Origin of the sequence: Paenibacillus glycanilyticus, from assembly GCF_030161375.1 — a bacterium.
GTDB classification, from domain to species: domain Bacteria; phylum Bacillota; class Bacilli; order Paenibacillales; family Paenibacillaceae; genus Pristimantibacillus; species Pristimantibacillus glycanilyticus_B.
In genome coordinates, this window is sequence record NZ_BSSQ01000018.1 from 200,600 (window position 1) to 220,718 (window position 20,119).

A 20,119-nucleotide genomic window follows, 5' to 3' on the forward strand; every position below is an offset into this window, starting at 1 on the left:
TTCTTTTTAGGAGGTAATTTATGTTCTTAATAACTAAAAAATTAAAGCACAATCCGTTTGTCATGTTCTCGCTGGCGCTTGCTGTCCTGCTCTCGCAGCTTACGCTTTATCCGTCCGCTTCATCCGCTGCAGGCGGGACCAACCTTGCCATCGGCAAAACCGTAACAGCCAGCGGTTATGCCGACGTATACGTAGCCGGCAACGTCGCCGACGGCAATCAGGCTACATACTGGGAAAGCACGAACAATGCTTTTCCGCAATGGATTCAAGTCGATCTTGGCGCAAGCACGAGCGTTGACCAAGTCGTTCTGAAGATCCCTGCAGGCTGGGGCACGCGCACGCAAACCCTCGCCGTGCAAGGGAGCACCAACGGCTCAACCTTCACAGACTTTGTTGGTTCCGCCAATTATGCATTTAATCCTTCGGTTAACAATAACTCCGTCACCATCAATTTCACGGCAGCAAGCACGCGTTACGTCCGTCTGAATATTACAGCGAATACGGGCTGGCAAGCCGGTCAAATTTCCGAGTTCGAAATCTATGGCGCAGCCGTTACTCCGCCGCCATCCGGTACTTATCAGGCTGAAAGCGCGGCATTGTCAGGCGGTGCCAAAGTCAACACGGATCATACCGGCTACTCCGGTACGGGCTTTGTTGACGGCTATTGGACGCAAGGCGCTTCCACCGCTTTTACCGTTAACGTGGCATCGGCCGGCAGCTATGATGTCGCGCTGAAATACGCAAACGCCCAAGGCGCTGCTCGTACTCTGAGCATTTACGTCAACGGCACCAAGATCCGTCAAACCTCGCTGGGCAGCTTGGCGAACTGGGATACCTGGGGAACCAAGACCGAGACGTTAACCCTTAATGCAGGCAACAACACCATCGCCTACAAATATGACGCAACCGATTCCGGCAACATGAACCTGGATCAGATTTCCGTGGCGGCTTCGGCTACACCTACACCTACACCTACACCTACACCGACTCCTACGCCGACACCAACTCCTACACCTACACCTACACCAACGCCTACACCTACACCAACGCCTACACCGACTCCTACACCTACGCCTACACCTACTGCAACGCCGACTCCAACTCCTACACCAACGCCTCCTACAAGCTCGAACGTAGCATTAGGCAAGACGATTACCGCTTCTTCTTCAACCTTCACGTATGTGGCAGCTAACGGCAACGACGGCAGCACCTCTACTTACTGGGAAGGCGGCGGCAATCCGAGCCAATTGACTGTTGATCTAGGCGCCAACCATGATATTACTTCCGTAGTCGTGAAGCTGAACCCAGCCACGGATTGGAGCACGCGCACGCAAACGATTCAAGTATTGGGCGCTAATCAGACGACTTCAACATTCAGCAACCTCGTAAGCGCTCAGTCCTATACGTTTAACCCGGCTTCGGGCAACTCGGTCACTATTCCCGTCACCGCAACGGCTAGCAAAGTTCAATTGAACATTACAGCCAACTCCGGAGCGCCAGGCGGTCAAGTAGCCGAATTCGAAATTTACGGCACGCCTGCTCCGAACCCGGACCTGACGATTACAGGCATGACCTGGACGCCAGCCAATCCGGTAGAGACAGACGCCATTACCCTTAACGCTACCGTGAAAAATATCGGCAACGCCAACTCTCCCGCTTCCTCGGTAAACTTCTACTTGGGCAGCGAGCTTGTAGGCACAGCGCCTGTAGCTGCACTCGCCGCTAATGCTACAGCTACGGTATCCGTTAATGCCGGAGCCAAAAACGCAGGTAACTACCCGGTTAGCGCGAAGGTCGACGAGAGCAATACGGTTATTGAGCAGAACAATAACAACAACAGCTACAGCAACACGGCAGGCATTACCGTTGCGGCCGTGCAAAGCTCCGACCTGATCGTTTCGACGACCTGGAATCCTAGCAATCCAAGCGCGGGCAACACGGTTGCATTTACAACAAACCTGAAAAACCAAGGCAATATCGCTTCTGCCAGCGGCGCTCACCCGATTACTGTCACCTTGAAGAACGCATCCGGCGCAACCGTTCAAACCTGGAACGGCTCTTACTCCGGATCTCTTGCGGCAGGCCAATCGGTTAACGTGACGATGGGCACATGGACAGCTGTGAACGGAAGCTACTCGGTAACAACGACAGTCGCCGCTGACGGCAGCGAAGTAAGCACGAAACAAACGAACAACAGCAATGCCATTAGCCTCTATTCGGGCCGCGGAGCGAATATGCCGTTTACCATCATTGAGGCAGAGTCCTCCTCCAATGCAACAAACGGCACAAAGCTGGCCCCTAACTTCAAACCTGGCGACTATGCCGGCGAAGCTTCCGGCCGATCATCCGTCTACCTGGACGCAACAGGAGAATATGTGGAGTTTACGCTGACTTCGCCAGCGAACGCCTTTGTTCTTCGCAATGCAGTTGCGGAGAACATAACCGGTACTGTCAGCATCTATGCGGACGGGGTAAACAAAGGCAAATTTAATGTTTCATCCAAATTCTCTTACCTGTACGCAACGCCAAGCACGCTTGGGCGCCTAGGTTATGACAATGCGCCGGGAGCCGGCTTAACGGCTTACTGGCTCTACGAAGACGCGCAACTGATGCTTGATCAGGTGTACCCTGCGGGAACCAAGATCAAAATCCAGAAGGATGCCGGCGATGTGTCTTGGATCTACGTCGACTTGCTCGAGACCGAGAATGTCGCGCCTCCGCAAGCGAATCCGGATCCAACGAAATACGTGGCCGTGTCTTCTTCCAAATCGATTGAACAGGCGCTGAACGAATTCAGACAAGACACAACGAAGAAAGGCATCTACATCCCTGCCGGCAACTGGGCGATTTCCAGCAAAATCTATCTCTACGGACGGGCGACTGAAATTATCGGAGCCGGCCCTTGGTATACGAAGCTGGTTGCTCCTCAAGATCAATCCAATACGGATGTTGGCTTCAACATCAGCTCGGCCGCAAACGGCTCCACCATTCGGGACCTGTCCGCATGGGGCAACTACATTTACCGGACAGACGGGCCAGGCAAATTTATTGACGGCAACGGCATGCAGAACGTAACCGTTCAGAACATTTGGGTTGAACATTTCATCTGCTTGTACTGGGGCGTTAACTCCTCCTACAACACGTTCAAGAACAACCGGATCAAGAACACGTTCGCTGACGGCATCAACATGACCAACGGTTCTTCGTACAACGTCATCGACAACAACTATGCGCGCGGTACGGGCGACGACTCGTTTGCCTTGTTCAGTGCTACGGATTCCGGCGGTTCTTACAACGTGGGCAACAAATATACGAACCTGACCGCGACCAACGTACGCCGCGCCGCTGCATTTGCCGTATACGGCGGTTCGGATAACCTGTTCCAGAACTTATACGGAGCAGATACGCTGACGTATCCGGGCATTACAATCAGCAGCTACAGCTTTGGTTATAACACGCTTGGTTTCGGCGATATGGATACCGTTATTGACGGAGCTACGCTTGACCGTACGGGCGGCGACTTCTGGACCAGCGTTGGCGCTGACGACAAGATTAACGATTACCAGAACTTTGGCGCGATTTGGGTCTACGGCGGCGACCGTGCGATCAAGAATATTCTGATTAAGAACGTCGACATCAATAATCCGGTCTACTTCGGTCTCATGTTCCAATCCATGTCACCAAACAACATGGTCATGCAAAATATCCGCGTCGAGAACGTCAACATCAACAACCCGACTCGTTATGGCATTAAGCTTGTCCTCCGCGCCGAGCAAGGCCAAGGCCCGGCTTACGGCGGAGCAAGCTTCACCAACGTGAAGGTCAACAACCCGGGCATTGCCGCGGTTTACGGCGAAGCCGCAAGTCCTAACTTCACCGTTACGCGAGTATCGGGGAATAACTGGTAGACAGCAATGGGAAATGCCCTCTCGGTCAATTGACCGGGAGGGCATTTTCGCATCGTTCAACGGATTCATCCGCATAAATTCTGTATACTAACATAGTATCAACATAAACAAGGACAGGAGTTGATGACATGAATAGACTAGATATCGCCATTGAGTTTGCCGCAAGCGCGCATCAATCGCAATACCGCAAAGGGTCCCGTACGCCTTATATCTCCCATCCTTACGGCGTGGCCATGATTTTATCCTCCTACCATTGCAGCGAAAATGCGATTATAGCTGCCTTATTGCATGATGTACTGGAAGATACCGAGGTAACCGAGCAGCAGCTTTTTGAGGCGTTTGGCCCCGAAATCACGGCAATCGTGAAAGCCTGCTCCGAACCGGACAAAACGTTAAGCTGGGAAGAGAGAAAAACCCATACGATCGCAAACCTCCCTGCCGAGCCCCTTGAAGTTCGCCTCGTAGCTTGCGCGGACAAATTACATAATCTTCGGAGCATGAAACGGGATTCCTTAACGCTTGGACCCGAGCTTTGGACTAGATTCAAGCGGGGCAAAACCAAGCAAGCCTGGTACTATACGAGTCTGGCCTCCGCATTCGAGAATGCCCACGACAACCAGCAGCATCCGCTGTTCACCGAATTCATTAACGAAGTCAATGATTTCTTTCAATAAAAAAAGAGTGCGCCGCTTCACGCACTCTTTTTCTTTTTCCCGCTGGAAATGACGACTCTCCGTTTCACCGGGGGAAGCTGCGGCACGATCATGCCAACCAGCATAAACAAACAACCGATCCCGGCACGAACGCCAAGCACTTCGTCCAGCAGCAGATAACCGCCGATCGCGGCAAACACCGTCTCCAGGCTTAGAATAATGGCCGCTTGGGTCGGATGGGCGTTTTTCTGCCCCACAATCTGTAGCGTATACGCGATGCCTACCGAACAAATCCCGCCGTACAACAGCGGAATAATAGCGTCGGATAAGCCCGACAACTCAACCTTCTCGGTAGCAAAAGCAACGATAAAGCTTAACGCCGAGCAGGTCACGATCTGCACGAGCGACAACTTCAGCCCATCCGTCTTGCGGGAGAAACGATCGATCAGCAGAATGTGCACCGACCAGAAAAAGGCGCCCACGAGCTCGTATAAGTCCCCTTTTCCTAGCGTCAGATCATCCGTCATGCATAATAAATAAAGTCCGATAACGGCCAGCACGGCCCCAATTGCGCTATTCACGCCTAGCCGCTGCTTCAGAAACAAGCCGAAGAACGGCACGATCACGATATATAATCCCGTAACAAAAGCGGCTTTGCCGGCGGTCGTATACATCAGCCCGACTTGTTGCAGAGATGCGCCGATAAATAACACAAGTCCCGTACACAGCCCGTAACGCGAAGCGCTTCTGTAAGAAGTACGAACCTGTTCCTTGGTTTGGCCTGAACGCCGGTCCATAATCCAGATCAGCGGCAGCAAGGAAACCGCGCCAAGAATAAATCTAACGGCATTAAAAGTAAACGGCCCCGTATGCTCCATCCCCTGCCGCTGCGCGACAAAGGCGAATCCCCAAATAAAAGCGGCCAGTAATAGTAGTAAGCTTGATTTCAATTGCGCTTGTTGTCTCATGATTGGTCTCTCCCAGCTGTATTCTCGCTACATCATCTAATCACAAGACTTCCTAAAAGTAAATCTCGGATTTACTCATAAAATCCATGCTCTTTTTTTAGCGCTTTCGCTTCCTCAAATGGGATGTCTATAAATAATTTCGTACCATGGACAACCCCGTTCTGGGGAGCCGTGTTGGGCCTCACTGCAAAATGCCAGTCATAAACGCCGCCTCTTACCGGCTTGCACAAGTATTTCATCATGATCCGGCTCTGGCCGTTCCTCTCCATTAGCTGACTCATCTCAACTGGAGTAGCGGCTTCTCTGAGAAGCGTAACTCCTCCCGGAAGCATCGCCTCGTCGAAGCGAAGTATTTTTCCCGGAAAATGATGTTCCGGCTGGTCCGGGTAATGCAATTGAATATCCTCCAGCTGACCGATTAGCCTCGTGCCATCCTGCATAATAACGGTTGCCTCCATGCTGCCCAAGCAATCATCGCTTATAGCGCTTCCCCACATGGTAATGGTCAAACCCGCCGCAGCTTGCCCCGTGTTTACATAGTAGAAGTATACCGATGCTTCCGACTTCGTAGTGCAGTCCACATACGGCTGATAGGAGCTTAGCTCCAATTGAGTCAGACTACTGCTCTCTTCAAATAGCTCATCCGCGGGATTATTATCCTTAAAGTGCAAGACGATATCCCCTTCTAACCAGCCGTCACTCTGCTTGTATCTGAAGCCCGTACAGGACCGGTCTGTGTTCCAGCCGTACAGCGCGGACAATTCCCAGAGCGTATCTTCCGCAAATACGGGCTCCCCTTGCCAGATTCCGGTTATCTCTTCTTTTGTAGTGCCTTCCCGTAGAGAAGCCCATTTCGACGGTACCCCTTGTCTCTTGCGCTTCTGATTAGAATATTCGTTATACATATCGATATCGTTCACAAAGAGGTCTACGGCTTTTCCTTGGTCGAATAGCCTCATCAATAATAGATCGCTGTCAAACACGGCATTGCTAACGGCGCAAGTACGGAGTTTTTCAGCCAACGAGCCTGCCATGGCATCCAGCATCTCCTGATCGCCTTCATCGCTGAACTGATCATAAATGGCGACCCACGGGCTAGTCCCGTCCCAAGAAATGACAATACTCCGATCTCCCGGCTCTTCTACTCTCTCAAACAAGCTTCTTCCCATCAACTCCGTGATAGCTTGGCATATTTGCTGATGGGTATACGTCTCAACTGCTTTTAATTGGATGTTTGTGAAGGAGGATCCCACTCTCTTCGCCCCTCGTCTATAATAGTAAAATATTACCTTTTATAGTAATCGATCAAATACTCTCTTTCAATCTATTGGCTCAAAAAAAACAAGGCATAGCGGTCATCCGCCATGCCTTGTTCTTCATATGCTACTATTCTGCTCCGATATCCGATACCCGGCAGGCGACCTGATCTACTTCCATCCCCATCATGGACGAAAGTTCCTGCAAGCTGCGAACAGCTACGTCCATTTCGTTATCGGGTTCGTCAAGCGAATAGATGCGGGCCGTTTCAGTCGCCTCATCCACGTGTTGAATATACACCCGGGCACCGTTTAATCGGACATCCTCCATAATAGGGGAGGCTGCAATTTCTTTAGCCCGATTCAAATCCATGCACATTCCTCCTCTGCTTCAAACTCATTAAAGTATGAGCGGAGAAGGATTGGAATATGCATCCAGACTACTCAGCCGATTATCGGTTAATCACCTGATCGCGTCTTGGGCCAACGGATACCGTCTTAATCGGTACGCCAATCTCCGATTCCATCCATTCGATGTATTGTCTAGCCGCATCAGGCAGTTCATCGTAATCGGTAACATCCGAGATCTCGCACTTCCAGCCCGGCAAAGTCTTAAAGACAGGCGTTGCGCCTTCCAGCTTGGACGTTATAGGGAACTCTTCCATGACTCCGCCTGTTGTTTCGTAGCCGACGCATACCTTAATCTCATCCAAGTAGCCTAAGACATCGAGGTTCGTTAACACAACGGATGTCGCCCCTTGCATCCGGCAGCCATAACGCGTAGCCACGGCGTCGAACCAACCGACACGTCTAGGTCTTCCGGTTGTTACGCCATATTCTCCTGCATCTCCGCCGCGTTTTCTTAGTTCCTCTGCCTGCTCTCCATATAGCTCCGATACAAATGGACCAGCACCTACACAGCTGGAATAAGCTTTTGTCACCGCTATGATTTCCTCAATGGCATAAGGCGGCAGCCCAGCGCCTACCGTCGCATAACCCGCAAGCGTTGAGGAAGAAGTCGTAAACGGATAAACTCCATGATCCGGATCGCGAAGCGCCCCCAATTGTCCCTCCAGCAAAATGTTCTCGCCGCGCCGATAAGCCTTATGAAGCAATGAGGTGGTATCTCCTATATAGGGAGCAAGACGCTTAGCTTGCTCTTGCAGCTCCGGCATCCAAGCTTCCGCCTGAATCGGCGGCTGGCCGTAGAAATGCTGAAGCAGCACGTTTTTGCTTTGAAGCACATGTTCCAGCCGATTTTTTAACCGGAGAGGATCCAGCAAATCTGCAGCCTGAATGCCTACCTTCAAATATTTATCCGCGTAAAAAGGAGCAATCCCACGTTTCGTTGAGCCAAAGCTGTTGCTTCCCAGCCTTTGCTCTTCCAGCTCATCAAGCAGCCGGTGTATTGGAAGGACAATCTGCGCCCGATCGGAAATCATTAACTTGGGGGCCGGAACTCCTCTTGCCGACAACTCCTCCAATTCACTCAGCAACACCCCAATGTCTAGCGCCGTCCCCGGCCCAATGATATTCGTCACGTCCGGGTAAAATACGCCGGAAGGAAGCATGTGCAGCGCGAATTTGCCAAAATCATTGATAATCGTATGGCCCGCATTGCTCCCTCCCTGGTAACGAACGACATACGATGACTTTACTGCCAATACATCGGTCACTTTCCCTTTTCCTTCATCGCCCCAATTGGCGCCTACGATTGCCGTTACTGTCATAAACATAACCTCCGCTCTATCGTTTGTCTTACAAACCTAATGATAAAACAACGGAAGTGTATTAGAATAATTCATATTACTAATATCCGATATAAATGTGAGGAATACCTATGGAAGTGAATCTGGAGTGGTACCGCGTCTTTTATTGGATTGCGAGGACCGGCAGTTTATCGAAAGCCGCCGAGCAATTGCATATTACGCAACCTGCCGTCAGCCACACGGTCAAACAGCTTGAAAGCACGCTTGGCGGACAACTCTTCTTCCGAACGCCTAGGGGAGTTACCTTAACCAAGGAAGGATCCGTGCTGCTGGCCTATATCGAGCAGGCTTTCCAATCCGTGCAGATCGGAGAGAAAGCGATTGCCGAGATGAATAACCTGAACACCGGAGAGATAGCGATTGGCGCAAGCGATACGTTATGCAAACATTTTTTGCTGCCTTATCTCGAGCAATTCCATGAGCAGTACCCCGGCGTCCGCGTCCGCGTTACGAACCGTACCACCCCCGAAACCATTGCATTGCTTAAAGAAGGCGCAATCGACTTCGGCATCGTCAGCTTGCCCGTATCCGACAAACAAATTGCCATTCGCGAAAGCTCGCCTCTGCAAGATTGTTTTGTAGGAGGAAAAAGCTATCGGGCAATAGCGGAAGGTCCTCCGCTTTCGTTGGAACAGCTAAGTCAATTTCCGCTTCTATTGCTCGAACAAGGAAGCCTTACGAGAAGTTATTTGGATGATTATGCGGCATCGCAAGGCATAACCTTCGCCCCGGAGTTCGAGCTTGGCAGCGTGGACCTGCTCGTCCAATTTGCCAGGAGCGGCTTTGGCCTCGCCTTTGTTATCCGCGATTATGTCGAAGAAGAGTTAGCTAGAGGCGACTTGGTTGAAATCCCTCTGACAGAGCCGTTCCCTCAGCGTAAGATCGGAATCGCAACGTTGCGGGGAATTCCGCAGTCTGCGGCGACCCGCTCCTTCCTTGCCCTTTTGCCGTGATCTGCTTCGCCGATAAAAGAACTAAAAGGCCGGAACCCTCCCGCAGGAGTCCCGGCCTATCCTATCCACAGATGCTCAGCTAATTCTGCTTGCCCAGGACTGCTGCATCCGAAAATTTTTTATAGTTTTCCTTTCAAGTCCATCAGATACTTCAAAAGCACAGCGAGCGCGCCCAAGTAATAACCGACCAGAACAACCCAGCCCGTTACGTCCATCATGGAAAGTCCGGCAAGAAGCAGCAGCGGAAGCACATAGTAGAGCAAGTCTTTCAAGTATCCTAATACAAAGTCTGTCGAGAACTTTCCTCCTGTTACCATCTTGAACAGATCTACCAATAAGTTAGCACCCATGGAACCAAGCACAACCCACATAGCAACTTCCATCCAAAGCGTTAATGATCCTAGCACTATTCGTCACCTCCAAAATTCGAGGAATGTGATACGCTTACATTTTATGCAGGAGGTTCCGAAGTTGTCTCCTTCAATAGCCTGTATACTCGCATATTATCGAAAAATGCCATAAAAAAAGACCCCGCAGGGTCTATTCCAATACGCGTCAGCGCTGTACTTATTCAACGTTGTCAAGCGCTGCCGGCTTAACCCTGCGATCGGGCAGCCGCATGTTGCGGGGAGTTTCCTGCTTCCCTTTCCCCTTGGTAACCGTCCAAATCCGGTACGCCGTGAGCGCGGCGATAATGGCTCCGGTCGCCCCGTACATCCCTATAGCCCATGGATATTGAGAATCCGAACCGATGAACAGGCCGTGGAAGAGAGCCATGAAATAACCGGGGAAAGCCAGCATATGAGTCATTTTCCATAGCTTTTTGCCGAGCTTTTTCATGAGATCGCTGGATAGAATAACTAGGAAAGTCATATAGAAGGACAAGGTTCCGATTCCGGTCAGAATAGGATGCGAATGCGCCGTGAACGGAATGAGCAGCTCCCCCGGCGAGTAACCGACATATTCGTCAAACACGAGCACCGAACCGTGAATCATCCCGAACAAAAAGCCAAACCAGCCGGTCGATTGATGAATGGCGAGAACGATTGGCTTGGCTTTGTTTTTGACGATCCTTAAGCCCATCGTTATACCGGCCACCGTCGACAGGAACAGGAACAAATACGAGGTAATACCCGACGCGCGCGTCGTCGTCCATACGTTTAATGCCTCAACAGCCGCATTCATACCGGATTCCTCCCTCCTCTACATACTGGCCGATTGCGCCAACCTTCCGGATGGAGCCGTCATGAAGAATGCCTATGGCCGCGCATGCGGGATATCGCCCGGTCAGCCATTCAAACCCTTGCCGCGAGCCGAGGATCAGCACGCATTTCGCATAGACCTCCGCATCTGCCAGATCGGGCGCAAACAGAGTAACCTGTGCCAGATCGGATACGGCCGGCAAGCCGGTACGGGGATGAAGAATATGATGGCGCGACTGCCCGTAACGATCGGTCCACTTCCTTTTAACCGTGCTGCTGGTAGCAATTCCTCCAGGGTATCTCACCCGCAGCGTCATTACATCGCGGCTTTCGTCCCACGGATCTCCAATACTGACCGTCCAGCCCGCATCCGGTACTCCCCATAACGAAATATCTCCTCCCGCTCCTATGGCACCGGAACGGATTCCGGCCTGTTGGAGCATAAGCGATAGCTGATGGGCGCTCCACCCTTTGCCAAATCCGCCAAGGTCAAGCGACACCTTCGGGTGTAAGGCGATGGAACTTGCATCCGCATGCAGCGTAACGGGAACCGCGCAATCATATGGCAAGGCTGGAGCGACCGGTCCGTCCTCTGCCGGCTGCGCAAGCTTCTCAAAAGATTTCGAATAACCAAGCTGACGGATCACATGACCCAAATAGGGGTTAAACAATCCTTCCGTTGAATCGTAGTAACGATTCGCCTCTGCGATTGCTTCATAGAGCAGGCTGGAAGCGATGAAAGGTTGTCCCGCGGAGCAGTTCAGCAAAGATAACTCGCTGCCCGGATTGAACCGGCTAAGCTTCCCTTCAACGGCAGCGAACCAGCTTTCCGCCATCTCCTGCGCGCCAGGAGGAAGTCCGTTGGTGAAAAACGGCGTATTCATTGCAAAAAATTTATGCAAAGCCATGACCATGCCCCTTCCTACGAGGCATGCGTCCGCATACCTTCATCCGATGAACCCGAACCCGCGCCCGACTCCGAGCCAAAACCGCGGCCGCGGCCTCCGCCAAACGATCTTTGCTGGAAGGAGTCCGCGCTGTCGTCTCCCTGCATATTCTCATCCGATGGACCGCTGTTAAGCACATCGCTGCTCGCCGGAGCTGTTGTTGATGGCGCGGAAGAATGATTAATGACGCCAACCATGCCCGTAAATAACGCCACGCTGGAGATGCCAACAACCCATTTCACCCATTTGGGATTCGCCATGTAATCTAACCTCCTACCTTGCATCTATTTTCCTATTTTTATTAGTGTATCTGCTATTCCTTAAATCTAACTGAAATAAAATATACGAAATTAGACCTATTTTTTTACAGTTCTAGCCTTTCAACCGTTTCCCTCCTCCTGCTATAATCGGATTTAATGGATATTATTCACAGCAGGCTGGTGACGATCATTAACATAACGCTTGATTCTACTATGATTACTATTTTTCTTGGAGCAGGTTATTTATTTACGTTTATTCTGATCGGCGCTTATTGGCATGACGCGCTGAAGGAATTGCCGGTCCGAACGTTTTTTATGGCCAAATGCCTGCAGTCCGCCGCTTGGTTCCTGGCCGTTGTGCGCGGAGAGATTCCCGACTTTCTCTCGATTGCCGTTGCGAACTCCTTCATGTTTATCGGGGCTGCGCTGGAGAGTATCGCTTTATTGAGGTTAAGGAACGAGTGGCAACGCAAATTCCGAACGCCTTACCTGCTGGCTGCCCTCTTCAGCATTGCAGGGTTCCAGCTTGTCATTCTCGTCCATAACAGCGAGGAATGGCGGATCATCTGCGGCTCTCTCTTTCTTGCCATTTTGCTAGCACCCTCTTACCGCATGGTCAAAGGTCCATCCAGCTTAATGAAAGTAATGGGTTACGCTTATTTGCTTGTTGTTGCGGCCAATCTGATCCGGGCAGCAACCGCGTCGTTTACCGATACCTCCGTCAGCCTCTTTACGCCAGGCTTTTACCAGCTAATTTATCTAGTGAGCGTGTTTATTCTTACGATTCTGGGGATTATGGGATTTCTGCTGTTATGGAAGGAGAAGTCGAATCAGGAATTGCTTCAATACGCCAGCTACGACGATCTGACCGGCGCTTTGAACCGGAGAATGTTTACCTCGGGCGCCAAGCCTTTACTGGAACAGTGCGCCAAAAAAAGGCAGCACCTATCCTATCTTCTGTTTGATATCGATTCCTTTAAGGACATTAACGATAACTACGGCCATCACACCGGCGATCTTGTGCTTCAGGACGTCGTTAGGCGTATCCGGCCGCTATTGGGGAACAACGATTTGTTCGTCCGTTATGGAGGAGACGAATTTGGCATATTGCTGCCCGGCCGGAACGAACCGGAGTCAAGCCATCTGGCCGAGCAGATCAAGCTTACGCTGGAAACCGCTCCAAGCCATCTTCCCGTTCCGTATAGCCTCAGCATAGGCGTACTCACTCTCGTACCGGATCCGCATACGCGCATGGAAACCTTGTACACGAGATGCGACCAAGCCCTATATGCCGCCAAAAGAAACGGACGCAACCGCATAGCCAGAAGTCAGATCAGCTAAAGAGCTTGCCTAATCCGGCAGGCTCTTTATTTCTTGTCCGGCCCGGTAACACTCTCTTTTATTTTTGAGGTAAAATAATAAGGATTGTATATTCGGCAGCAAGCAGGTGAACTGAGCATGTTAGTTATTGACCGTCATGAAGTATCCGAATTGTTAACGATGGACAGCTGCATCCCTCTTATGGAGGATGTGTTAAAAGATCTCTCGGCCGGACAAGCCGAGCAGCAGCTTCGGTCGGTAGTTCCCGTCCGCGAAGGCGGCTTAATGGGCTTAATGCCCGCTTATCTTCTCCGGCAGGAGATCGTCGGAGCGAAGCTGATCAGCGTATTCCCGCATAATCACGACCGCGGCTTGCCTTCGCATCAAGGGGTTATCTCCTTGTTTGACGCGACAAGCGGCGCGATAAACGCGATTGTTGACGGCCGTCAAGTAACGGCGATTCGCACGGCCGCCGTCAGCGCCGCCGCAACCAAGCTGCTCGCCAGAGCAGACTCGCGTTCTCTTGCGTTAATTGGCACAGGCGAGCAAGCCCGGAGCCATCTGGAAGCTTTGCTGCTTGTCCGCCCGATTGAGCAGGTGCGCGTATGGAGCCCCAATAAGGAGCATGCGCATAAATTCCGGACGTCCATGAGCGATCGGTATCCGAGTTTGACTATCGAAGTTGCGAATACTGCGCGGGAAGCCGTTGCAGAGGCCGATATTATTTGCACCCTCACTTCTTCTACAATTCCGGTGCTCGAAGGCGAATGGATTCCGGAAGGCGCGCATATCAACGCCGTTGGCGCATGCCGCGCGCCGGACCGGGAACTAGCCACAAGCGTGGTTCAGCAGGCCCGGCTTTATGTTGACCGCCGCGAATCCGCCGTGAACGAAGCCGGCGATTATCTCATCCCCCTTCGGGAGGGTGCCATCGGTCCGGCGCATATTGTAGGCGAGATTGGCGAGGTTCTACTCGGGCAAGCGCAAGGCCGTACGTCGGACAAGCAAATTACTCTGTTCAAATCTCTAGGGCTGGCCGTAGAAGATTTGGCCGCAGCCGCTTATTTGTACGAGCAAGCCTATCGGCAAGGCAAAGGTACTACAATCGACATCTAGGAGCGTGTCATCATGGGAGAACAGCAAAGACTGTACGATTTCAACCTGACGCCTGAGCAAGAACAGCGGGCTCAGGACATTCATGAACGCAGCATCGTCATTGACCTGCTGTTCCAGGGTCCTTTATCCCCTGGCGTTGTTCCGCCGGAAGTATCGGCGCAAATTAAAGAAGAGTGCGAATCGTTGAAGGACGATCCGATGGCCTACAGCGCCCTTCCGGCCAAACGTCTGAGGCAAATGTCCGTTCGCGGCGAGCTGCCTGCCTTCAAGGAGGAGTGGTACCGCTCCGGCATTACGGCCGGCAACCGCGAAGTGGACTTGTCCAGCACGGAAGCCATTATGACAAGCATGGGCGAAGTGCAGGAGCAATTCGACCGCTTCGACTGGCTGGTCAAGGCGCTCACGGCAGAAGATATTCGCGAAGCTAAGCGCAAAGGGCTGAAGGCCGGCATCGTCACGTCGCAAGACCCGACCGGGCTCGGCAAAAACCTCGACCTTCTTGAAGCGCTGCACGGTTTTGGCTTGCGGGTCCTTCAATTAACTTATAATAACCAGAACGCCATTGCCTCCGGCTGCATGGAGCTGGCAAACGGCGGCGTCTCCAACTTCGGCATGACGTTCATCCGCAAGATGAACGAGCTTGGCATCGTTGTGGATACAAGCCATTGCGGCGAGCAAACAACGCTCGACGCCTGCCGCCTGTCGACCAAACCGGTCATCGCGTCCCATACGGGCGTAGAAGCCGTCTATCCTCACCGCCGTTGCAAAAGCGATGCCGAGCTTCTCGCGATTGCCGCTACGGGCGGCGTCATTGGCGTATTCGCCATGCCATGGTTCGTTCACGGCGATCCGAAGGCTACCACGCTGGACCATGTGCTGGATCATATCGACTATATCGTGCGTCTCGTAGGCGTTGACCATGTGGGAATTGGCACCGATTGGCCGATGAGCGACGTCGACTGGTCTCTTGTATATTTCAAGGAGCATATTGCGCCGAAGCTTGGTTTTGCCAAAGGGGACGGTCCTTCCACCGAGCTAGTGGCAGGTCTTGAACAATACGGCATGTTTATCAACTTCACCCGCGGCCTTGTTGGCAGAGGGTATTCCGATGAAGAAGTAAGCAAGATCATCGGCGGCAACTGGATGCGTATTTTCGAACAGGTGTGGGGATAGGAGGAGCTGCAAATGACGATCTATAACTTTTATGTCGCTGGCGTTTATGAAGGCAAAGTTCGTTTTACCGAAGATAAAGTGATGCATGCGAGAGTCGATCGCAGAAGGCAAACGCAGATGCAGGAGCATGTACTGGATCCTCAGGCAAAATACAATCTACCTCTGCAAAAGATCCGCGAAAAGCTCTCGGTCTACCGTCAGACGGAATGGTCCGGAGAACGCGTAGTTACCGCTAACGGCGAAACGTATCACCGTCACCTCGCCTATACGGATGAGCAAGGCCGCACCTCGCAGGTATGGGCCAAACGCGGCGATACGGCGGTTGATATCGTCACGCTCGGCGGCGACATTATCGCTTTTCTCTGTCCGAACCGCTATGGGATGGAAATCATCGTGCAGGAAGGAATGGAGAAGCTCACTCCCCTTGTCGTGTACGATGATCCTCACCTGTCGAAGTCCAAATACGGGGTTAATGATCTAGGCACCTTCCTCATTCCGATGAGAGACGGCTTGAAGCTGGCAACGGATGTTTATTTGCCGGAGGGCATTCAGCCGGGCACGCGTCTGCCGACGATTCTCGTGCGCACCTGCTACGACCGCAACCTGCGCAAGGAAAGCTTCCTTCATTGGGCTAACAAAGGGTATGCCGTCGTGAACCAGGACGTTCGTGGACGGGCGGATTCCGAAGGCGAACTTGTCCCGTTCTACTATGAGCGGGAAGACGGAAGCGATACGATCGACTGGATTATTTCCCAGGAATGGTCGAATGGCGATGTTGGCATGTGGGGAGCATCCTACCTCGGTTACGTGGTCATGGCCGCATCCACAAGCGGTCATCCCAATCTGAAAGCCGTCGTGAACGAAGTAAATGTCGGCTCGCCGTTTGTCGATACCGTTCGCCGCGGCGGCACGGTCTGCTCTTGGCCGTTGCTATCCTGGACGCTTGCCCAATCGGTAGGCACCCGGACGGACTTCCAAATCTTCGGCGGCATTACGGTAGATCCTGCCAAAGCCGTTGAAGCGCGGCCGATCCGCGAAATTCCGCAGCAGATGATCGGGAAAGCTTCCGGCCCGTGGGACTTCTGGAGCGAGCATCCGGAATACGATGAGTATTGGAAAAATTGCACCCATTCGGAGCGCGCGCATCAAATCAAGGCGCCGATGTTCGTTATCTCCGGCTGGTACGACGGCGACAGTCCCGGCGTCTCCGAGACATGGCGTCTGCTCACCGAGCATGATGTCCCTAACCGCAAGATCTGGCTTGGCCCTTGGGAACACGGTCCTAACCGCGCGCGCGACCTGGAAGGCACGGCTTTCGGAGAAGATGCCGTCGTTTACGACTATGACGTAAATATCCTTCGCTGGTTCGATCATTATTTGAAAGGCGTCGCTAACGGCATTAACGAAGAGCCTCGCGCCAGCTATTATGTGGTTGGCGAGAATAAGTGGCGCACCTCCGAAGATTGGACGCCTGCCGAAGCTACGGTTACTCCGTTCTATCTTGGCAGCGGCGGACGGGCCAATTCGGCCTTTGGCGACGGCAAGCTGACTCTCCGGAGTCCGCAGCAAGAAGGCCCGCCGGATGCGTACGTCTACAACCCGGCCGATCCGGTTGTCGATTCCGGGGAGCGTATTCCGGAGAACCGCCGCACCATCGAGTTGCGCCAGGATGTGCTTTGCTATACAAGCGAGAAGCTGGAGCAGCCCGTTACGATTGCCGGCGAACTGTCGGCCGTGCTTTATGCGGCAAGCTCAGCGGTAGATACCGATTGGGTAGTGGCGCTGAGCGACGTGGATGAAGCAGACAATTCGATCCTGCTGTCCAGCTACATTGTCCGCGCGAAATACCGCCGCGGCTACGACAAGCCGGAGCTTCTGACGCCGGGCCAAGTGGAGCCGTTCGATATTTTCATGCCGAATATCGCGCACCAGTTCCCCGCCGGTCACCAGATTCGCTTCTCGGTTACGTCGTCCAGCAAGTTCGTGGCGTTCCCGAATTCGAATACGGGCCTGAATCCGTACGACGATCCGGAGCCAATCCCTGCTACGCAGACGATTTATCACTCCGAGCAATATCCAAGCCACGTTCTGCTTCCCGTGCTGGAAGCTTAACAGCAAGAAGAGGCTGCCCCCGCGGGCAGCCTCTTCTTCTGTTAAGTCGCTCCATCCTCCCCATTTTCGCTTGGTTCTCGGCCGCGTAAGACCACTAAGCATCAAGTTCTTGTGACATTAGCCTATATTCCGAATAGTCTATGGAAGAGAGCAATTCCTATTCCCGTCACGAGGTGAATATGCCATGACCGCTTATTATCCCTATTGCCCATCCGGCCCCTTTAACGCCTTCACCCGGTTTATAGGCCCCAACCCGGTGACATCGGTTAATCCCGTGCAACGTTTTCCCCGCATCGATCCATCGGCCTTCCTTAGCCCTTTCACATGCGTAATCGGGGATGTCTATATCAGCGATAACGTGTTTGTCGCTCCGAGCGCAACCCTGCGTGCCGACGAAGGAACGCCTTTTTTCATCGGCTCCAATACGAACATTCAAGACGGCGTTATTCTGCATGGGTTAGCCAACCAAACAATCCAAGCAGGCCATATTCCGTGCTCCATCTACATCGGCAACCGCGTTTCCATCGCCCACGGGGCTATCGTTCACGGTCCATGCCTTATCGAAGACGACGTGTTCGTGAGCTTCAAAGCTATTGTGTTTAACGCCTACGTTGGACGCGGTTGCTATATTTCCATGGATGCTATTGTCACGAACGGCGTACGGGTCGCGCCGAATCGTTTTGTTCCGCCGGGAGCTCATATCGATACGCAGGAAAAAGCCGATTCCCTTGGCGCGGTACCTAAGGATTCCGTCGATTTTGCCGAGCAGGTCATCCGGGTTAACAAGGAATTCCCTCCCTCCTATCATGCCATGTTTGGCAGCCACCGCTGCTCTTGCGGAATTTCCTATAACCACGCAAACCTGCTGAAATAAAAAAACCGGGAGCACTCCTAAAAGGAGATTCCCGGTCCTTGCAGCAAGCCGCCGTGATAACAGATGACAGCTTCTATGTCGAGGTCCTTCAGCTTATCGGCCGAACGGAGCGCCTGCTCCATATCCACCGTCGAATAAGGGGATGACGGCAGCAGCTTGCCCTCGTGAATGACAAGCGCGTCTCCCGCAATTAGCGTTTTGCTTGCCTGATGATACAAGCTGACATGTCCCGGCGTATGGCCGGGCGTATGAATAACGGTTAGTCCGCCGCCAATCGGCAGCGTCTCCCCGTCCGCCATCAAACGGGTAACGTTTGGTTTGGCAGGCCGGCTGAATACTCTTTTATACTGCTCGCTCACCTCGCCTAGTCTAGCGCCAAGTTCGGCTTCCAACCGGTCTGCCGGGAACTTTAGGAGCGGCGCCTCTCCGTCAATGACAGCCCGATCCGCTTCATGGGCATATACCTCGAAAGGCAACTTAGCTCCCTCCTCCTCGAGAAAAGAAGGCAACCCGCCGATATGGTCAATGTCCTGATGAGTAAGAATAAGTTGCCGCAGCGGCCGATCCGATATGCCCGCTTCTTCCGCGTATGTACGAATGTCCTCCGCATTACCGAGCATTCCCGCGTCAATGAGCGTCCAACTGTCCTCATCGTGAACAATTACGGGATGAATCATCATCGTGCGTCCCGCCAGCTTCATCTCAATCTCCAGCATCTCTAATCCGTCCGCTACTCGCATGAACATCTCTCCTTTTTTATCAATCTCTCACGGCAGATTTGGAATAGGCATTCATCTCTGCCGTTATCTCTTTAGCAGCCTGAATAACTTTCCCCGTTAAGTTTCTTGCTTCATGCCGCGCGGAAGCCACCGCAATGGAAGCCACCACCTTCTCCCCGTAAAACAAAGGAGCCGCGATACACTGCACTCCCGCATGGAGCTCCTCGTAATCCGTCGCAAACCCTTGTTGCCTAATGGCATCCAGATGGCGAACAAACAAATCAGGATCCGTAAACGCATGGCCGGTGGCCTGCCTCGGATCGATATGTTCGAATATGCGAAGTTGCTCGGAACGATTCAGCTCGGCAAGAAGAGCCTTTCCCGCTGCGGTATGACAAGCCGGCACCACGCCGTTTAACGGCCGGTCGACTAGTTGTCCCATCTCCGCTTCATAGACTTGGCGTACGTGGATGCCCGTCCCTTCATCGTCCAGAGTGCCTACGAAGACATCCTTTTTCACTTCTTCTCCAAGACGGCAAAGGGTCTGCAGCTTGGACCACTTGATGGTTTCTCTGAAAGAAGGCTTTCCGTCAAAAAGCATCGGATGCAACTCGTACTCCTTGCCCATCTTGATGACGTATTTCATCTCTTCCAACGTGTGCAGCAGACGAAACACGGTTGTTTTGTTCACTTCAATCTCTTTCGCGATATCCGTGAGATTAAGGCGACGGTTATCTTTTAGCAAATTAAGAATTTGCAGTCCTTTTTTCAAACTCGAAACTTCGTAATCAGGCATTAGGCTCACCTCATTATCAGCATAAAATATTCGCTACTCTAATTCAAAGAAATAGCCCCATGTTTCAGTATGTGAAAAAAACCAGGTGTCGCC

General features: G+C 52.4%; 18 protein-coding genes. 8 read left to right on the forward strand and 10 right to left on the reverse strand.

The genetic code is table 11. The features are described 5' to 3' along the window. Nucleotides 1-20 precede the first annotated feature (20 nt). Both QQK89_RS23450 and QQK89_RS23455 read left to right on the forward strand, forming a co-directional pair. Nucleotides 21-3,908: a discoidin domain-containing protein gene (locus tag QQK89_RS23450; protein ID WP_284241110.1), complete on the forward strand. Its 3,888-nt coding sequence runs from the start codon at nucleotides 21-23 to the stop codon at nucleotides 3,906-3,908. Between the two features lie 128 nt (nucleotides 3,909-4,036). Beyond that, a complete protein-coding gene (locus QQK89_RS23455; protein ID WP_284241111.1) occupies nucleotides 4,037-4,582 on the forward strand; it encodes an HD domain-containing protein in 546 nt (181 codons plus the stop codon). A gap of 17 nt (nucleotides 4,583-4,599) precedes the next feature. Here the strand turns inward: QQK89_RS23455 and QQK89_RS23460 are convergent, their stop codons facing one another. The 4 genes from QQK89_RS23460 to QQK89_RS23475 form a co-directional block, all read right to left on the reverse strand. Continuing rightward, entirely contained in the window at nucleotides 4,600-5,529 is a 930-nt protein-coding gene (locus QQK89_RS23460) for a DMT family transporter (protein WP_284241112.1), read from the reverse strand. Between the two features lie 71 nt (nucleotides 5,530-5,600). Beyond that, nucleotides 5,601-6,782 (reverse strand): hypothetical protein, encoded by a 1,182-nt coding sequence (locus tag QQK89_RS23465; protein ID WP_284241113.1) that lies wholly within the window; start codon nucleotides 6,780-6,782, stop codon nucleotides 5,601-5,603. Between the two features lie 133 nt (nucleotides 6,783-6,915). After that, nucleotides 6,916-7,158: an H-type small acid-soluble spore protein gene (locus QQK89_RS23470; RefSeq protein WP_349816742.1), complete on the reverse strand. Its 243-nt coding sequence runs from the start codon at nucleotides 7,156-7,158 to the stop codon at nucleotides 6,916-6,918. Between the two features lie 79 nt (nucleotides 7,159-7,237). After that, nucleotides 7,238-8,515, reverse strand: coding sequence for an adenylosuccinate synthase (locus QQK89_RS23475; RefSeq protein WP_284241114.1), 1,278 nt, complete (start codon nucleotides 8,513-8,515; stop codon nucleotides 7,238-7,240). Between the two features lie 110 nt (nucleotides 8,516-8,625). Here QQK89_RS23475 and QQK89_RS23480 point away from each other — a divergent pair, with 110 nt between their 5' ends. Further along, nucleotides 8,626-9,507 (forward strand): LysR family transcriptional regulator, encoded by an 882-nt coding sequence (locus QQK89_RS23480; RefSeq protein ID WP_284241115.1) that lies wholly within the window; start codon nucleotides 8,626-8,628, stop codon nucleotides 9,505-9,507. A gap of 119 nt (nucleotides 9,508-9,626) precedes the next feature. Here the strand turns inward: QQK89_RS23480 and QQK89_RS23485 are convergent, their stop codons facing one another. From QQK89_RS23485 to QQK89_RS23500, 4 genes are all read right to left on the reverse strand, one after another. After that, nucleotides 9,627-9,914, reverse strand: coding sequence for a hypothetical protein (locus QQK89_RS23485; protein ID WP_284241116.1), 288 nt, complete (start codon nucleotides 9,912-9,914; stop codon nucleotides 9,627-9,629). Nucleotides 9,915-10,074: 160 nt separating this feature from the next. Further along, complete coding sequence (locus tag QQK89_RS23490) at nucleotides 10,075-10,692, reverse strand: ferric reductase-like transmembrane domain-containing protein (RefSeq protein ID WP_284241117.1); 618 nt, start codon at nucleotides 10,690-10,692, stop codon at nucleotides 10,075-10,077. Continuing rightward, on the reverse strand, nucleotides 10,676-11,617 hold the full coding sequence (locus QQK89_RS23495; RefSeq protein WP_284241118.1) for an FAD:protein FMN transferase: 942 nt from the start codon (nucleotides 11,615-11,617) through the stop codon (nucleotides 10,676-10,678). Before QQK89_RS23495 ends, QQK89_RS23490 begins: the two co-directional genes overlap by 17 nt. A 14-nt stretch (nucleotides 11,618-11,631) precedes the next feature. Next, nucleotides 11,632-11,916 (reverse strand): hypothetical protein, encoded by a 285-nt coding sequence (locus tag QQK89_RS23500; RefSeq protein WP_284241119.1) that lies wholly within the window; start codon nucleotides 11,914-11,916, stop codon nucleotides 11,632-11,634. A gap of 180 nt (nucleotides 11,917-12,096) precedes the next feature. On the opposite strand from QQK89_RS23500, the gene QQK89_RS23505 reads away from it, so the two are divergent. From QQK89_RS23505 to QQK89_RS23525, 5 genes are all read left to right on the forward strand, one after another. Next, complete coding sequence (locus tag QQK89_RS23505) at nucleotides 12,097-13,257, forward strand: GGDEF domain-containing protein (protein ID WP_284241120.1); 1,161 nt, start codon at nucleotides 12,097-12,099, stop codon at nucleotides 13,255-13,257. A gap of 117 nt (nucleotides 13,258-13,374) precedes the next feature. After that, on the forward strand, nucleotides 13,375-14,352 hold the full coding sequence (locus tag QQK89_RS23510; RefSeq protein WP_284241121.1) for an ornithine cyclodeaminase family protein: 978 nt from the start codon (nucleotides 13,375-13,377) through the stop codon (nucleotides 14,350-14,352). A gap of 12 nt (nucleotides 14,353-14,364) precedes the next feature. Further along, entirely contained in the window at nucleotides 14,365-15,525 is a 1,161-nt protein-coding gene (locus QQK89_RS23515; RefSeq protein ID WP_284241122.1) for a dipeptidase, read from the forward strand. Nucleotides 15,526-15,537: 12 nt separating this feature from the next. Then, nucleotides 15,538-17,637, forward strand: a complete 2,100-nt coding sequence (locus QQK89_RS23520) for a CocE/NonD family hydrolase (RefSeq protein WP_284241123.1) — start codon at nucleotides 15,538-15,540, stop codon at nucleotides 17,635-17,637. Nucleotides 17,638-17,821: 184 nt separating this feature from the next. Further along, the gene (locus QQK89_RS23525; RefSeq protein WP_284241125.1) at nucleotides 17,822-18,511 is read left to right on the forward strand and encodes a carbonate dehydratase; all 690 of its coding nucleotides are present in this window, start codon (nucleotides 17,822-17,824) and stop codon (nucleotides 18,509-18,511) included. A 17-nt stretch (nucleotides 18,512-18,528) separates the two neighbouring features. Here QQK89_RS23525 and QQK89_RS23530 read toward each other — a convergent pair whose 3' ends face one another. Both QQK89_RS23530 and QQK89_RS23535 read right to left on the reverse strand, forming a co-directional pair. Beyond that, on the reverse strand, nucleotides 18,529-19,251 hold the full coding sequence (locus QQK89_RS23530; RefSeq protein WP_284241126.1) for an MBL fold metallo-hydrolase: 723 nt from the start codon (nucleotides 19,249-19,251) through the stop codon (nucleotides 18,529-18,531). A gap of 19 nt (nucleotides 19,252-19,270) precedes the next feature. After that, a complete protein-coding gene (locus QQK89_RS23535; protein WP_284241127.1) occupies nucleotides 19,271-20,026 on the reverse strand; it encodes an IclR family transcriptional regulator in 756 nt (251 codons plus the stop codon). Between the last annotated feature and the right edge of the window lie 93 nt (nucleotides 20,027-20,119).

Coding starts and splice junctions, on each gene's coding strand:
- QQK89_RS23450 (WP_284241110.1), top strand. CDS start 21: ATGTTCTTAATAACTAAAAAATTAAAGCACAATCCGTTTGTCATGTTC.
- QQK89_RS23455 (WP_284241111.1), top strand. CDS start 4,037: ATGAATAGACTAGATATCGCCATTGAGTTTGCCGCAAGCGCGCATCAA.
- QQK89_RS23460 (WP_284241112.1), bottom strand. CDS start 5,529: ATGAGACAACAAGCGCAATTGAAATCAAGCTTACTACTATTACTGGCC.
- QQK89_RS23470 (WP_349816742.1), bottom strand. CDS start 7,158: ATGGATTTGAATCGGGCTAAAGAAATTGCAGCCTCCCCTATTATGGAG.
- QQK89_RS23475 (WP_284241114.1), bottom strand. CDS start 8,515: ATGACAGTAACGGCAATCGTAGGCGCCAATTGGGGCGATGAAGGAAAA.
- QQK89_RS23480 (WP_284241115.1), top strand. CDS start 8,626: ATGGAAGTGAATCTGGAGTGGTACCGCGTCTTTTATTGGATTGCGAGG.
- QQK89_RS23490 (WP_284241117.1), bottom strand. CDS start 10,692: ATGAATGCGGCTGTTGAGGCATTAAACGTATGGACGACGACGCGCGCG.
- QQK89_RS23495 (WP_284241118.1), bottom strand. CDS start 11,617: ATGGCTTTGCATAAATTTTTTGCAATGAATACGCCGTTTTTCACCAAC.
- QQK89_RS23500 (WP_284241119.1), bottom strand. CDS start 11,916: ATGGCGAATCCCAAATGGGTGAAATGGGTTGTTGGCATCTCCAGCGTG.
- QQK89_RS23510 (WP_284241121.1), top strand. CDS start 13,375: ATGTTAGTTATTGACCGTCATGAAGTATCCGAATTGTTAACGATGGAC.
- QQK89_RS23515 (WP_284241122.1), top strand. CDS start 14,365: ATGGGAGAACAGCAAAGACTGTACGATTTCAACCTGACGCCTGAGCAA.
- QQK89_RS23520 (WP_284241123.1), top strand. CDS start 15,538: ATGACGATCTATAACTTTTATGTCGCTGGCGTTTATGAAGGCAAAGTT.
- QQK89_RS23525 (WP_284241125.1), top strand. CDS start 17,822: ATGACCGCTTATTATCCCTATTGCCCATCCGGCCCCTTTAACGCCTTC.
- QQK89_RS23530 (WP_284241126.1), bottom strand. CDS start 19,251: ATGCGAGTAGCGGACGGATTAGAGATGCTGGAGATTGAGATGAAGCTG.
- QQK89_RS23535 (WP_284241127.1), bottom strand. CDS start 20,026: ATGCCTGATTACGAAGTTTCGAGTTTGAAAAAAGGACTGCAAATTCTT.